11 protein-coding genes and 2 tRNA genes are annotated in these 13,728 nt (G+C 71.2%); 10 read left to right on the top strand and 3 right to left on the bottom strand.

The features are described from left to right. Positions 1-29: 29 nt before the first annotated feature. The 5 genes from nadD to ACSU6M_RS11500 all read left to right on the top strand — a co-directional run bounded on the left by nadD (position 30) and on the right by ACSU6M_RS11500 (position 3,971). Positions 30-734, top strand: a complete 705-nt coding sequence (nadD, locus tag ACSU6M_RS11520) for a nicotinate-nucleotide adenylyltransferase (protein WP_437069294.1) — start codon at positions 30-32, stop codon at positions 732-734. Between the two features lie 16 nt (positions 735-750). Beyond that, positions 751-2,577: a LytR C-terminal domain-containing protein gene (locus tag ACSU6M_RS11515; protein ID WP_437069292.1), complete on the top strand. Its 1,827-nt coding sequence runs from the start codon at positions 751-753 to the stop codon at positions 2,575-2,577. Positions 2,578-2,673: 96 nt separating this feature from the next. Next, complete coding sequence (gene rsfS, locus ACSU6M_RS11510) at positions 2,674-3,117, top strand: ribosome silencing factor (protein WP_437069290.1); 444 nt, start codon at positions 2,674-2,676, stop codon at positions 3,115-3,117. Continuing rightward, the gene (locus ACSU6M_RS11505; RefSeq protein ID WP_437069289.1) at positions 3,117-3,788 is read left to right on the top strand and encodes a histidine phosphatase family protein; all 672 of its coding nucleotides are present in this window, start codon (positions 3,117-3,119) and stop codon (positions 3,786-3,788) included. The genes rsfS and ACSU6M_RS11505 overlap by 1 nt, the downstream gene beginning before the upstream one ends. Before the next feature lie 110 nt (positions 3,789-3,898). Then, a tRNA-Ala gene (locus ACSU6M_RS11500) sits at positions 3,899-3,971 on the top strand. Between the two features lie 71 nt (positions 3,972-4,042). Here ACSU6M_RS11500 and ACSU6M_RS11495 read toward each other — a convergent pair. Next, entirely contained in the window at positions 4,043-4,894 is an 852-nt protein-coding gene (locus tag ACSU6M_RS11495; RefSeq protein WP_437069287.1) for a helix-turn-helix transcriptional regulator, read from the bottom strand. A gap of 263 nt (positions 4,895-5,157) precedes the next feature. On the opposite strand from ACSU6M_RS11495, the gene ACSU6M_RS11490 reads away from it, so the two are divergent. From ACSU6M_RS11490 to ACSU6M_RS11475, 4 genes are all read left to right on the top strand, one after another. After that, positions 5,158-6,522 (top strand): MFS transporter, encoded by a 1,365-nt coding sequence (locus ACSU6M_RS11490; RefSeq protein WP_437069285.1) that lies wholly within the window; start codon positions 5,158-5,160, stop codon positions 6,520-6,522. Positions 6,523-6,591: 69 nt separating this feature from the next. Next, positions 6,592-6,768 (top strand): hypothetical protein, encoded by a 177-nt coding sequence (locus tag ACSU6M_RS11485; protein WP_437069283.1) that lies wholly within the window; start codon positions 6,592-6,594, stop codon positions 6,766-6,768. Between the two features lie 3 nt (positions 6,769-6,771). After that, the gene (locus ACSU6M_RS11480) at positions 6,772-7,005 is read left to right on the top strand and encodes a hypothetical protein (protein WP_003976229.1); all 234 of its coding nucleotides are present in this window, start codon (positions 6,772-6,774) and stop codon (positions 7,003-7,005) included. A 170-nt stretch (positions 7,006-7,175) separates the two neighbouring features. Further along, positions 7,176-7,248 (top strand) — tRNA-Ala (locus ACSU6M_RS11475). Positions 7,249-7,306: 58 nt separating this feature from the next. On the opposite strand, the gene ACSU6M_RS11470 is transcribed toward ACSU6M_RS11475, so the two are convergent. Further along, the gene (locus tag ACSU6M_RS11470; RefSeq protein ID WP_437069282.1) at positions 7,307-8,920 is read right to left on the bottom strand and encodes an NADH-ubiquinone oxidoreductase-F iron-sulfur binding region domain-containing protein; all 1,614 of its coding nucleotides are present in this window, start codon (positions 8,918-8,920) and stop codon (positions 7,307-7,309) included. After that, a complete protein-coding gene (locus ACSU6M_RS11465) occupies positions 8,917-10,161 on the bottom strand; it encodes a cytochrome b/b6 domain-containing protein (RefSeq protein WP_437069281.1) in 1,245 nt (414 codons plus the stop codon). The genes ACSU6M_RS11470 and ACSU6M_RS11465 overlap by 4 nt, the downstream gene beginning before the upstream one ends. A 406-nt stretch (positions 10,162-10,567) precedes the next feature. Here ACSU6M_RS11465 and leuS point away from each other — a divergent pair, with 406 nt between their 5' ends. Continuing rightward, a complete protein-coding gene (gene leuS / locus ACSU6M_RS11460) occupies positions 10,568-13,438 on the top strand; it encodes a leucine--tRNA ligase (RefSeq protein ID WP_437069279.1) in 2,871 nt (956 codons plus the stop codon). Positions 13,439-13,728 lie beyond the last annotated feature (290 nt).

The following is a 13,728-nucleotide window of genomic DNA, read 5'->3' as shown; positions in this document are numbered from 1 at the left end:
CACAGCCCGGGCCGGTAGGGTCTGCACGCATGGGAGAGCAGGACATGCCTACCGGTCCGGCGCATGAGGCGGCCGACGCCCCGGACACCCGGCACCGCCCGGCGCAGGCACACATGGACGGCCCCGGGCAGGGACCGGCCCGCACCGGCAAGCGCCGTCTCGGCGTCATGGGCGGCACGTTCGACCCGATCCACCACGGACACCTGGTCGCGGCCAGCGAGGTCGCCGCGCAGTTCCACCTGGACGAGGTGGTGTTCGTCCCCACCGGCCAGCCCTGGCAGAAGTCCCACCGCAAGGTCTCCGCGGCCGAGGACCGCTATCTGATGACGGTCATCGCGACCGCCGAGAACCCGCAGTTCTCGGTCAGCCGCATCGACATCGACCGCGGCGGCCCCACCTACACCGTGGACACCCTGCGCGACCTGCGCCGGCTCAACCCGGACACCGACCTGTTCTTCATCACCGGCGCCGACGCCCTCGACCAGATCCTCACCTGGCGGGACACCGAGGAGCTGTTCTCGCTGGCGCACTTCATCGGCGTCACCCGGCCCGGCCACCACCTCGCCGACCCCGGCCTCCCCGAAGGAGGCGTCTCCTTCGTCGAGGTCCCCGCGCTCGCCATCTCCTCCACCGACTGCCGTGCGAGAGTCGCCAAGGGCGACCCCGTCTGGTATCTGGTGCCGGACGGAGTCGTGCGCTACATCGCCAAACGAGAGCTGTACCGCGGCGAGTGAGCCGAGAGGGGCACCGGTGAACGACCGATACGACGCTGGCCACGGGGGTGACCAGTACGAACTCGTCGGCTACGACGAGTACGGCCGACCTGTGTACCAGCAGGTCGCCCAGCCGACACAGCCCTCCGGGCAGCCCTACGACCCCTACGCGCAGCAGGGCTACGGCTACGACCCGTACACGACCGGCACCCAGCAGCCCGCCCAGCCGTACGGCGGCTACGACACCGGGCAGCAGCAGCCCATCCCGTCGTCCTACGACCCGTACGACCCGTACGGCACGGCGGCGGCCCCCGGAACCGCGTACGACCCCTACGGCCGCACCGCCCCCGACGCCAGGCAGCCACGGGTCGCCGAGCAGACGGCCTACATCCCGCAGCAGGCCGCTCCCGTCCACGAACCCGGCGCACCCGGCCACGGCGGGGACCACGCTGACTGGAACGGCACACAGCACGGCGACTGGGACGGCCGGCCGGGCGAGGGCCACCACTCCGGCGCCGCCGGCCACGCCGGCCCCGCGGACCGCACCGACGCCACGGGCGACGCCGATCGCGCCGCCGACGACCGCGACTACCGCACGGAACAGTTCGCGTTCGTCGAGGAGCCCGACGGTGACTCCGAGGACGTCATCGACTGGCTGAAGTTCACCGAGAACCGCACCGAGCGCCGCGAGGAGGCCAAGCGGCGGGCCCGCAGCCGGGTCATCGCCCTCGTCGTCGTCCTCGCGCTGCTCGCGGTCGGCGGCGTCGGCTACCTCTGGTACGCCGGAAAGCTGCCCGGCGTGTCCTCGTCCGGCTCCGACACCGGCACCGACGTCGCGGCGGGCGCCCAGAAACGGGACGTGATCGTCCTGCATCTGCACCACACCAAGCAGGGCGGCACCTCCACCGCGCTGCTCGTCGACAACGCCACCACCCAGCAGGGCACCACCGTCCTGGTACCCAACTCCCTCGCGCTGACCTCGGACGACGGCACCACCACGACGCTGGCGAAGTCGGTCGACGAGGACGGCTCCTCCGGCACCCGCGAGTCCCTGGACACCGTCCTCGGCACGCGGATCCAGGGCACCTGGCGCCTGGACACGCCCTATCTGCACACCCTCGTCGACCTGGTCGGCAACATCGAGATCGACACCGACACCGATGTGCCCGACCCGACCGCCAAGTCCAAGAAGGCCGCACCCCTGGTCCACCAGGGCGACAACCAGACCCTCAGCGGCAAGATGGCGGTCGCCTACGCCACGTACCGCGGCCCCGGAGAGGACCAGAACGCGCAGCTCCAGCGGTTCGGGCAGGTCATGGAGGGCGTGCTGCGCAAGCTGTCGTCCGACCCGCAGGCCGCGACGGTCACCGTGCAGACGCTGGCGCAGATCCTCGACCCGTCCCTCACCGACAAGGACCTCGGCACGTTCCTCGCCAAGCTGTCCGACCTGGCCAAGGGCGGCGACTACAGGACGGCGCTGCTGCCCGTGCAGGACGACGGCTCGCTGGACCCGCAGGCCAGCTCCGGTGTCGTCAAGGACGTCCTCGGCGGCACCGCGAAGAGCCCCGCCGCGGACGCCGCGGTACGGGTCTCCGTGCGCAACGCCACCGGCGAGAAGGACCGCACCGAGAAGGCCCGCGTCGTCCTGCTGAACGGCGGCTTCACCTTCCTGGAGGGCGGCACGGCCTCCGGCACCGAGGCCGAGTCGCGGGTCGTCTACGCCGACGCCGCCGACAAGGAGAACGCCACCGAGGTCGCCAAGACCCTCGGACTGCCCACCGGCTCCGTCGCCCAGGGCGAGGTCTCCTCCGGCGCGGACGTCACCGTGATCCTCGGCCAGGACTACAGCCCGGCGTCGTCCTAGACGGCGCCCGGACGGGGCGGCGTCAATTCACGTGGGGTGCCGTCGGCGGTCCGTGAGACCCTTGAGGTCAAACGACCGCCGACGGAAAGCCATGTAGTGACCGCCACCGACCGCTCTCTCGAGCTCATCACCACCGCCGCTCAGGCGGCCGCCGACAAGCTCGCCCACGACGTCATCGCCTATGACGTCAGCGACGTGCTGTCGATCACCGACGCCTTCCTGCTGGCGTCCGCACCGAACGACCGCCAGGTCAAGTCGATCGTCGACGAGATCGAGGAGCGGCTCCTGAAGGACCTCGGCGCCAAGCCGGTGCGCCGCGAGGGTGACCGCGAGTCCCGCTGGATCCTGCTCGACTACGTCGACATCGTCGTCCACGTCCAGCACAGCGAGGAGCGCGTCTTCTACGCCCTGGAGCGGCTGTGGAAGGACTGCCCCGAGATCGAGCTGCCCGAGGACGCCAAGGCCACCCGCGGCAAGGCCGAGGAGCACGCCAAGCTGCAGGCCGCCGAGGACGCGGCCGAAACGGGCGGTGAGTGGTGATGACCGCACCGGGTGCGGGCTCCGACCGGACGACCGGTCGCGGCCGCCGCATCATCCTCTGGCGCCACGGCCAGACCTCCTGGAACGTGGAACGCCGCTTCCAGGGCACCACGGACGTCGAGCTCACCGAGACCGGACTGGCCCAGGCCCGCCGGGCCGCCCGGCTGCTCGCCTCGCTGCGCCCCGACGCGATCGTCTCCTCCGACCTGCGGCGCGCCGCGGACACGGCCGCCGAGCTCGCCACCCTCACCGGCCTGGAGGTGGCCCGCGACGAGGCGCTGCGCGAGACGTACGCGGGCGTGTGGCAGGGGCTCACGCACGACGAGATCATCGCCCGCCATGGCGAGGAGTACGCCGCCTGGAAGCGCGGTGAGCCGGTGCGCCGCGGGGGCGGCGAACTGGAGACCGAGGTCGCCGACCGGGCCGCCCCCGTCGTGCTGCGGCACGCCGAGAAGCTGCCCGAGGACGGCACGCTCGTGGTGGTCAGCCACGGCGGCACCATCCGGACCACCATCGGCCGGCTGCTCGGTCTGGAGGCCCGCAACTGGGAGAGCCTCGGCGGCCTGTCCAACTGCTGCTGGTCCGTCCTCGGTGAGGGCGCCCGCGGCTGGCGCCTGCTGGAGCACAACGCCGGCACCCTGCCCGAGCCGGTGCTCGGCGACGACGACTGAGCCCGCGCGGAACGGCCTGCGACCCCGCCGGGGACCCGGATTTCACTTTCCGGCAGGTCGCAGGCTAAAGTTCTTCTTGTTCGCCCCGCCGAGCGGGAAGAACGAAGCAAGGGGCTATAGCTCAGTTGGTAGAGCGCCTGCATGGCATGCAGGAGGTCAGGAGTTCAATTCTCCTTAGCTCCACAGAACGACACTCTGTCGAGTTGTCAAAGAACGGTATGAGGATCCCGTCCCCGGTCAGGGGGCGGGATTTTTCATTGCCTCGCTCGGGTCTTCGGTCCGCACCGCTCCCGCAGGACGGCCATGCCGCGGACCGTCTCCTCGTCGTCGGGCGTGTAGACGACGATCCGGCACTCCGGCAGCCCGTCGATCGACAGCGACTGCGACGTCATCCGCAACTCGCCCACGCGCGCGTGCCGGAACGTCTTCACCCGGCGTCCGGGCTGCCGCACGTCCCCGGACTCCCACAGCCGGGTGAACAGGGGGCTGGCCGCCGACAGCCTGCGTATGAAGTCCTCCCAGGCCGGCTCGCCGCAGTGGGCGCCGTACGCGGCGCGCAGCGTGGCCACCATGAACGGCAGCTCCTCCTCGCGGAACAGCACCGGGCAGGTCGCCTCCGGCTGCTGGAACAGCGACCACAGCGCGTTGGCCGGCTCGGGAAGGTCGTCCTCGTAGAACAGGGCGCGGTAGGCCGGGTTGGCGGCGAGGATGTCGTAGCGCGCGTTGTAGACCACCGCCGGGCGCGGGTCGAGGGCGTCGAGGATGCCCTGGATCTCGGGGCCCACGGTCCGCACGGACGCCTCCGGCGCGGACGCGTAGGGCACTTCGGCGAGGTGGTAGAGGTGTTCCCGCTCCGGGGTGTCCAGCCGCAGTGTGCGCGCCACCGCGTCGAGGACCTGCGCGGAGGCGTTGATCGGGCGCCCCTGCTCCAGCCAGGTGTACCAGGTCACGCCGACCCCCGAGAGCTGGGCGACCTCCTCGCGGCGCAGCCCCGGTGTGCGGCGGCGCAGGCCCGGCGGCATCCCGACGTCGGCCGGAGTCACCCGGGCCCGCCTGCTGCGCAGAAAGGCGGCCAGCTCGGGCCGGCGGCGCTGTGTCGTCCCCATCGTCACGTCCCCCCATCGTCACGTCCCCCAGGCGTCACGTCCCCCCAGGCGTCCCGCCTCCATCGTCGGCAGGCTCAGCGGGCGTTGCCAGGTGCTGCCAGTACCAGGATCGACGGGCACTCGGCACCCGTATCGCGGCGGCGCCAGGCTCTGCAGGCATGACGACGACTCACCGTACGGGCCCCGCTGCGGCCCCCGTCCCAAGTCCTGCGGACAGTAAAGCGCCTGGCACTGACAACGGCCCCCGGCCGCTGCTCGCGGTCGTGCTCGCGGCCATGTTCATGGCCCTGCTCGATGTGTTCATCGTGAATGTCGCGGCCCCGACGCTGGGCTCCGACCTCAACGCCTCAGGTGCACAACTGCAGTTGGTGATCGCCGGCTACACCGTCACCTATTCGGTGCTGCTCATCACCGGCGCCCGGCTCGGCGACCGGATGGGTCACGGCCGCGTCCACCTGGCGGGGCTCGCCCTGTTCACGGCCGCCTCGCTCGCCTGCGGGCTGGCCCAGGGGGCGGGCCAGCTGATCGGGTTCCGGTTGGTGCAGGGCGCGGGTTCGGCGCTGATGATCCCGCAGGTGCTCAGCCTGATCCAGCGCACCTTCACCGGTGAGGCCAGGGTGCGGGCGCTCGGCGCCTACTCGGCCGTCCTCGCCGTCGGTGCGGCGGGCGGGCAGCTCCTGGGTGGTGTGCTGGTCAGCGCCGATCTGTTCGGCATGGGCTGGCGGCCGGTGTTCCTGGTGAACGTGCCGGTGGGCGTCGCCCTGCTGTTCATCGGCCGGCGGGTGCTGCCGCGCGGTGCTGCCACGGCCGCGGAACGGACCCGTCCGCTCGATGTGCCCGGTCTGGTGCTGCTCGGCGCGGCCGTGTCGCTGTTCACGGTGCCCCTGGTGCTCGGGCAGGAGACGGACTGGCCGCTGTGGTCCTGGCTGTCGCTGGCCGCCGCGGCGCTGCTCTTCGCCCTCTTCTGCCGCTACGAGGCACGGCTGGCCCGGCGCGGTGGCGCCCCGCTGATCGCCCCCCGGGTGCTGCGCAGTCCCGGCATGGCCCTGGCCGTCGTACGGATCATGGCGGTGATGGCCGTCAACGCGGGGTTCCTGTTCACCCTCACCCTGCATCTGCAGGGCGGCCTCGGCCAGGGGGCGCTGCGGACGGGGCTGACCTTCGCGCCGACCGCGGCCGTGTTCGGGGTGGTCGGGCTGACCTGGAGCCGGTGGCCGGCCGCCTGCCAGCGGGCGCTCGTGCCGGGCGGTTTCACCCTCTCCGCGCTGGCGCTGGCCGGGATCGGGCTGGCGCTCAAGGGCGGCGAGGACGGGGGAGCGATGGTGTACGGGGCGTACGCCGGGCTGGGTGTGGGCCTCGCGCTCGCCTACAGTCCCACCCTGACCCGGGCGCTGGCGACGGTGCGGCCCGAGGAGGCGGCGGACGCCAGCGGGCTGCTGGCCACGGTGACCCAGCTCGGCCAGCTGCTGGGCGTCGCCGTCTTCGGCACACTGTTCCTCGGCCGGCTTGAGTCACTCGGGGCCCCGGGGGCGTATACCTCTGCGGAGGCGCTGTGGGTGTGCCTGTGCGCGCTGGCCGGGACGGCCGCTGTGGGAGCCGTGTCCGGACTGGTACGACGGCGTCGCTGACCGTATTGGTCCGGCCGTGGCAGAATCAAACGGCCGGAAGGGGGCGCGGCCCGACGGGAGGGAGTAGCGATGCCTGCGAGCATCCTCGGGGAGGTCGGGCACCTCCCCGGAGAGGCAGCGTTGATACGGAACACGGCCACCCGGCTCAGCTGCCCTTCCTGCGGTTCCGCGCATGTCGCCCAAGTGCTCGGCGACAACGGCGGGATCTCGTACGTGTGCACGGCCTGCGGCCACAGCTGGAGCTGATCGATGGGTGCACACAGGCGGAAGTGCGACTGGTGCGGCAGCGGTACGCCGATCGTCCGTGACATGGAACCGGTGAACCCCGACTACCAGTACTGGTGCGAGGAATGCGCGCGGGCGCTGATCATAAAGGGCGACCCGATCGAGACCTACCGCGAGCTGGAGGGGGAGCCGATCTACGGCCGGCTCCTGGAGGAGCACTGCACCCTCAAGCGCTTCTACTCGTTCGTCACGGCCTGACGCCGGGATCCGGTGGTTCCGCGTCGGGCCGTACGCGCCGAACCGGACATTCACGGATCGATCGGGGCGGAGCGGAAACGATTTGGTGTTCCGCCGGGGGGACCGTGTAATGTTCTCTGTGTCGCCGCGAGGGGCCCGAAAGGGAAAACGGAGCGGACGGCACACCGCAAGGGGCTATAGCTCAGTTGGTAGAGCGCCTGCATGGCATGCAGGAGGTCAGGAGTTCAATTCTCCTTAGCTCCACAGACAAGATCCCGCCGGACCGGATGGTCCGGCGGGATCTTTCGTTTCCCGGCCGGGCTCAGCGCCCCAGGGCGCGCCGTCCGCGGCCCTGGGACAGCACCGGCAGATTGCTGCGGGCGGGCGGCTGCGCGCGCGTGTCCTCCTCGATGCGCAGCGCCAGCGCCGGACAGCGGCGCACCGCGCGCAGCGCCTTGGCCTCCGCGTACCGGGGCACCGCGGCCTGGGCGACCGTCGGGAAGCCGTCGGCGCCCAGCTCGAAGACCTCCGGCAGGATGTCCGCGCACAGGCCGTGGCCCCGGCACAGCGTCCAGTCGACGAAGATCTTCTGACGGCTCGGGCCGTTCTCCTCGGCCGCGCCGCCGCCCGGAACGCCCGTCGGGGCCCTGCCGTCCGCGAACAGCGGCAGAACACCCTGTACGGGCCGTCCGCAGCCGTTGCCGAGGACATGCGCGGCGAGGTCGTCGGTGAACGCCTTGATGGTCGACTCCAGGAACATCGCGGAGCCGTCCGGATGCGAGCAGGCGCCACGCCGCTTCACATTGCGGGCGACCTGCTTCAGTGCCTCCAGGGCGGCCGGGCCGCCGCCGTTGAGAATGTCCTCCATGCCGCGCGCGGCCGCGGGCAGGCCCAGATAGCAGGGGCCGCACTGACCGGCGCTCTCCTCGGCCAGCCACTGCGCCACGCGCAGCGACTCGCCCAGCGGGCAGGTCTCCTGGCCGAGCGGCAGGATGGCGCCGGCGCCCAGCGAACCGCCCACGGCGTCCAGCGAGTTGCGGGAGACGATCGCCTCGCCGACGGTCGCCGCGTCCAGCCACTTGCCGTGGTAGCCGCCCGTCAGCACACCCTGCGGAACCGGCGGGGCGCCGGCCAGTTGCAGGACGTAGCGCAGCGGCACGCCCGTGGGGACCTCGATCACCATGGGGCGGGCGACCGCGCCGGACACCGTCAGCATGACGGTGCCCGGCTCGTCGTAGAGACCCGTGTTGCCGTAGCGCTCCGGGCCGATGCGGGCGGCGACGGCCAGCTGGGCGAACGTCTCGGCGTTCGACAGCAGGGTGGGCGCGCCGCCCACGCCGCTCTGCGAGGCGCTGATCTTGCGGCCGGGCGGGATCGCCGGGCCGCCGTCGATGGAACGGATCAGCGAGGCCGCGGCACCGGAGACCATGCGCACCGGATTGCGCTGCACGCGCGCGCGTAGTGCCGATCTTCGCCCGTTGCTCAGGCCGCGCTCGGCGAGCGCGGCCTCCATCGAGCGCTGGGTGGACTCACGGGTGACCCCGACGACGAGTGTGCGGGCGCCGAGCGCTTCCGCGCACAGCAGCGCTCCGTCGAGGATCAGGTGCGGGGCACGGTTGATCAGCACCGTGTCCTTGCGGCAGGCCGGTTCGTCCTCACTGCCGTTGATCACGACGACCGGCCGTACGCCGCGGCGGATCGCCGACTCGGCGACCGACCGCAGCTTCTTGTGGAAGGGGAAACCCGCGCCTCCGCGGCCCCTGAGATTGATGCGCTCGGCGAGCCGGGCGAGGTGCTCGCCGCCCATCGGTTCGAGCGGCCCGTGCACCTTCAGATGCATGGGCAGGTCGAGTCTTTCGACAAGGTCGAAGCCAGACGTGAGCTGCGGAAGTCCGACGACGCGGACTTCCGGGACGTCGGGCAGGGCCTCGTTCACTTAAAGCCTCCGGAAGGCGTGTTCCAAGGTTCGCCCGAACCCGGTGCCTCGTAGTCGGGGGAGACACCGGGGAATGGTTCTGTGGCGGGACCGCTGTTGTACGTGTCATCCGGGTTGTACGTGCCGTAGAGGGTGTTCGACTCATTCGTGTCGTACAGATCACTCGCGGCGTAAGTTTCGGTGCCCGGATTGCCATAAGCGGGGACGGTGTATCCCGTGTCGGTGAGCGGGTCGTAGGCCGAGGGCGGGGCCTCGCCGACCGGAGGCGGGGAGGGGACGGGCCAGGTGCCGGAGGATCCGGAGCCGCCGTCCGTGCGGGGGAGGGGCTGGGTGCCGCCGAAGTCGCCGAGGTCCATCCGCGCGGTCTCCTCCTGCGCGAACGAGTGCCGCGCGCGGGGGGACCTGGAGACGGCCCGGTAGGCGGCGGCGAAGCCGTTCGCGCGCCTGCCGGGGGCCGGTGCGGTGGGCGGCGGGGCGGTGTCCTCGTAGCCCGGCAGCACGGACCGCGCCGTCCTGGCCCGGTCCGGCTCCGGCTCCTCGGCGGCCGGCCGCTCCTCGCCGCCCAGCAGCGCGGTGATCCGGTCGGCGACCATGCGCTTGACCGGGCGGGGTGCGGCCCGCAGGGCGAGGGCGGCGATCACGCCCACCAGGGACAGGCCGTACAGGAACACGAAGACCGGCTTCGCCTCGCGGCCCGCGTACAGGCCGTGCAGCAGGGCGGCGCACCAGGCCGGATAGGCCAGCATGTGCATGGCCCGCCAGCGGGCGGCGACCGGGGCGGGGGAGGCGAACGCGCTGCGCAGCGCGCCCGTGATGCCCACGAAGATCATGAGCAGCCCGGCGAGGCTGCCCAGGCCGATGAGACCGGCGCTGCCGGTGACACCGAGGGCGAAGGGGATCACCGCGGCGACCAGTTCCACATGGTCGAGGGCGAGCTTGGTGGTGACGTGCAGCAGCAGGAACGCGATCGAGGCGACCGCGGTGCTCCGGTGCACCGCCTGGCCGATGATCCGCTGGCGGGTGTTCAGGAAGATCCGGTCCTGGGCGACCAGGCCCCAGATCACCGAGCAGGTCAGCGAGACGAGGGACAGCACGCCGGCGCCGAAATTCAGGAAGTCGCGGACCTGGTCACCTCCGACCAGCACGATCACGGGTATGAGGACCAGGGCGACTGCCGACGCCACCCCGTAGGCCGAGCGGCCGGGTTGGATCGGCGAGGCGGTACTACGTCGAGGGTTCATGGGGGCAACTCCGAGCGGTTCGGGAAAGCGGTCCCGCGCCGCACTCTAGGTCGCGCCATACCGGCGAGTACGAGGTTTGAGTTATTGCGTTGTTATCAAAGGACAATGGGCTTGTTGTGTTGCCCTTTAGTGGCTGTTACGCGAAGTAATCCTTGACCGAGGTTCAGCTTCGACCGTGTGACGGCGTGTGCGCGGCCCGTCGCGGACGGCCGTCGCGGGGCACTCCGGGCCTGCGGTACCCTGACGCCATGCGTGCCGTACGCCTTCTGCTTAGCGAGCCGCGCTGATAAGTCCCGGCCCCGGGTGAACCGAGAGGCCGGAGTCGGCGCGGCGTCCCCTCCTGTGCGAGGGGATTTTTCATTTCCGAAGGCCGCTGGCAGAGACGATCGATGGAGCTTTGAGGATCATGAGCGAGACGAACCCCGCTGCCGCCGAGGTGGCCGCGCCGCACCGCTACACGGCCGCCATGGCCGCGGAGATCGAGGCACGCTGGCAGGACGTCTGGGACGCCGACGGCACCTACGCGGCGCCGAACCCGAGCGGTGACCTGGCGGGCGACGCCGAGCTGGTCGCCAAGCCCAAGAAGTTCATCATGGACATGTTCCCCTACCCCTCGGGTGCGGGTCTGCACGTCGGCCACCCGCTGGGCTACATCGCCACCGACGTCTTCGCCCGCTTCCAGCGCATGACCGGGCACAACGTCCTGCACACCCTGGGCTTCGACGCCTTCGGCCTGCCCGCCGAGCAGCACGCCGTCCAGACCGGTGAGCACCCCCGGATCACCACCGAAGCCGCCATCACCAACATGAAGTCCCAGCTGCGCCGGCTGGGCCTGGGCCACGACAAGCGCCGGTCGTTCGCCACGATCGACCCGGACTACTACAAGTGGACCCAGTGGATCTTCCTGCAGATCTTCAACTCCTGGTACGACGACAAGGCCAGGAAGGCCCGTCCGATCTCCGAGCTGGTCGCCCAGTTCGAGTCCGGTGAGCGCCCCGTACCCGGGCACACGCGCGCGTGGAGCGAGCTGACCGCCGCCGAGCGCGCCGACGTCCTGGGCGAGTTCCGCCTGGCCTACGCCTCCGACGCGCCGGTCAACTGGTGCCCCGGCCTGGGCACCGTGCTGGCCAACGAGGAGGTCACCGCCGACGGCCGCTCCGAGCGCGGCAACTACCCGGTCTTCAAGGCCAAGCTGCGCCAGTGGAACATGCGCATCACCGCCTACGCCGACCGGCTGCTGGAGGACCTGGACGAGCTGGACTGGCCCGAGGCCATCAAGCTGCAGCAGCGCAACTGGATCGGCCGCTCCGAGGGCGCCCGCGTCGACTTCCCGATCGACGGCGAGCGCATCACCGTCTTCACCACCCGCCCCGACACCCTGTTCGGCGCGTCCTACATGGTGCTGGCGCCCGAGCACCCGCTGGTCGAGAAGTTCACCCCGGCCGCCTGGCCCGAGGGCACCCACGACGTGTGGACCGGCGGCCACGCCACGCCCGCCGAGGCCGTCTCCGCGTACCGCGCGCAGGCCGCCGCCAAGTCCGACGTCGAGCGCCAGGCCGAGGCCAAGGACAAGACCGGCGTCTTCATCGGCGCGTACGCCACCAACCCGGTCAACGGCGAGCAGATCCCCGTCTTCATCGCCGACTACGTCCTGATGGGCTACGGCACCGGCGCGATCATGGCCGTTCCGGGCCACGACAGCCGTGACTTCGCCTTCGCGCGCGCCTTCGAGCTGCCGATCCGCTGTGTGGTCGAGCCCACCGACGGCCGCGGCACCGACCCGGCCGCGTGGGACGACGCCTTCGTCTCGTACGACGCGAAGATCGTCAACTCCTCGGGCACCGACGTCTCCCTGGACGGCCTGGGTGTCGCCGAGGCCAAGGCGCGCATCACCGAGTGGCTGGAGAGCAAGGGCATCGGCGAGGGCACGGTCAACTTCCGGCTGCGCGACTGGCTGTTCAGCCGTCAGCGCTACTGGGGCGAGCCCTTCCCGATCGTCTACGACGAGGACGGCGTCGCCCACGCGCTGCCCGAGTCGATGCTGCCGCTGGAGCTGCCGGAGGTCGAGGACTACTCCCCGCGCACCTTCGACCCGGACGACGCGAACACCAAGCCCGAGACGCCACTGTCGCGGAACGAGGACTGGGTCAACGTCACCCTGGACCTGGGCGACGGCCCCAAGAAGTACCGCCGCGAGACCAACACCATGCCCAACTGGGCCGGTTCTTGCTGGTACGAGCTGCGCTACCTGGACCCGCACAACTCCGAGAAGCTGGTCGACCCGGAGATCGAGCGGTACTGGATGGGCCCGCGCGAGGGCCAGCCGCACGGCGGTGTCGACCTGTACGTCGGCGGTGCCGAGCACGCCGTGCTGCACCTGCTGTACGCGCGCTTCTGGTCGAAGGTCCTGTTCGACCTGGGCCACGTCTCCTCCGCGGAGCCGTTCCACAAGCTGTTCAACCAGGGCATGATCCAGGCATACGTCTACCGCGACAGCCGTGGCATCGCGGTGCCCGCCGCCGAGGTGGAGGAGCGCGACGGCGCGTTCTACTACCAGGGCGAGAAGGTCTCCCGCCTGCTGGGCAAGATGGGCAAGTCCCTGAAGAACGCGGTGACTCCGGACGAGATCTGCGCCGAGTACGGCGCGGACACCCTGCGCCTGTACGAGATGGCGATGGGTCCGCTGGACGTCTCGCGCCCCTGGGACACCCGCGCGGTCGTCGGCCAGTTCCGTCTGCTGCAGCGGCTGTGGCGCAACATCGTCGACGAGAACACCGGCGAGGTCACCGTCACCGACGCCGAGCCCGACGAGGACACGCTGCGTGCCCTGCACAAGGCGATCGACGGGGTGCGCGGCGACCTGGAGGGCATGCGCTTCAACACCGCCATCGCCAAGATCACCGAGCTGAACAACCACCTGACGAAGGCCGGCGGCACCGTCCCGCGGTCCGTGGCCGAGGCGCTGGTGCTGCTGATCGCGCCGCTGGCCCCGCACATCGCCGAGGAGCTGTGGCGCAGGCTGGGCCACGAGGACTCCGTCGTCCACCAGGACTTCCCGGTGGCCGACCCGGCGTACGTCGTCGACGAGACCGTCACCTGCGTCGTCCAGGTCAAGGGCAAGGTCAAGGCCCGCCTGGAGGTGCCGCCGGCCATCTCCGAGGAGGAGCTGGAGAAGGTGGCGCTGGCCGACGAGAAGGTCGTCGCGGCGCTGGGCGGTGCGGGGATCCGCAAGGTGATCGTGCGGGCGCCGAAGCTGGTGAACATCGTCACGGCGTGACGCCGGAGCCGGGCCGCGGGCGCGGGCTAGCGGCTCGCTCCTCGGCTGCTGGGGCTGCCGGGGCGGTGCCTTCAGGGCCGGTGCTTGTGGACGGTGCTGCTGCGCCGGCAGGCCGGGGCGGCGGACCCGGTGTCTTCGTGCCGGCCGGTGCCGGTCGGCGCGCTCCCGTGCGTCGGATGTCGGGTGCTGAGGCCGGCTCGGGGTAGTCCCCTACGGGCAGGTTCGGGGTTCTTCTGGAACTCCGGGCCTGCCCTTTGCGTTTACCGTGTGAGGTGCGGCGCGCAGTACGC

It is taken from the genome of Streptomyces sp. enrichment culture (genome assembly GCF_964272895.1).
Taxonomy (GTDB): Bacteria; Actinomycetota; Actinomycetes; order Streptomycetales; family Streptomycetaceae; genus Streptomyces.
The sequence above is the reverse complement of the archived record's forward strand: the minus strand, read 5'-3'. Positions and strand labels throughout refer to the sequence as shown.

Bases quoted from the DNA above. Each gene is read 5' to 3' on its own strand.
- leuS (WP_437069279.1), top strand. From the start codon at position 10,568: ATGAGCGAGACGAACCCCGCTGCCGCCGAGGTGGCCGCGCCGCACCGC.
- ACSU6M_RS11480 (WP_003976229.1), top strand. From the start codon at position 6,772: ATGGGTGCACACAGGCGGAAGTGCGACTGGTGCGGCAGCGGTACGCCG.
- ACSU6M_RS11495 (WP_437069287.1), bottom strand. From the start codon at position 4,894: ATGGGGACGACACAGCGCCGCCGGCCCGAGCTGGCCGCCTTTCTGCGC.
- ACSU6M_RS11465 (WP_437069281.1), bottom strand. From the start codon at position 10,161: ATGAACCCTCGACGTAGTACCGCCTCGCCGATCCAACCCGGCCGCTCG.
- nadD (WP_437069294.1), top strand. From the start codon at position 30: ATGGGAGAGCAGGACATGCCTACCGGTCCGGCGCATGAGGCGGCCGAC.
- ACSU6M_RS11505 (WP_437069289.1), top strand. From the start codon at position 3,117: ATGACCGCACCGGGTGCGGGCTCCGACCGGACGACCGGTCGCGGCCGC.
- ACSU6M_RS11485 (WP_437069283.1), top strand. From the start codon at position 6,592: ATGCCTGCGAGCATCCTCGGGGAGGTCGGGCACCTCCCCGGAGAGGCA.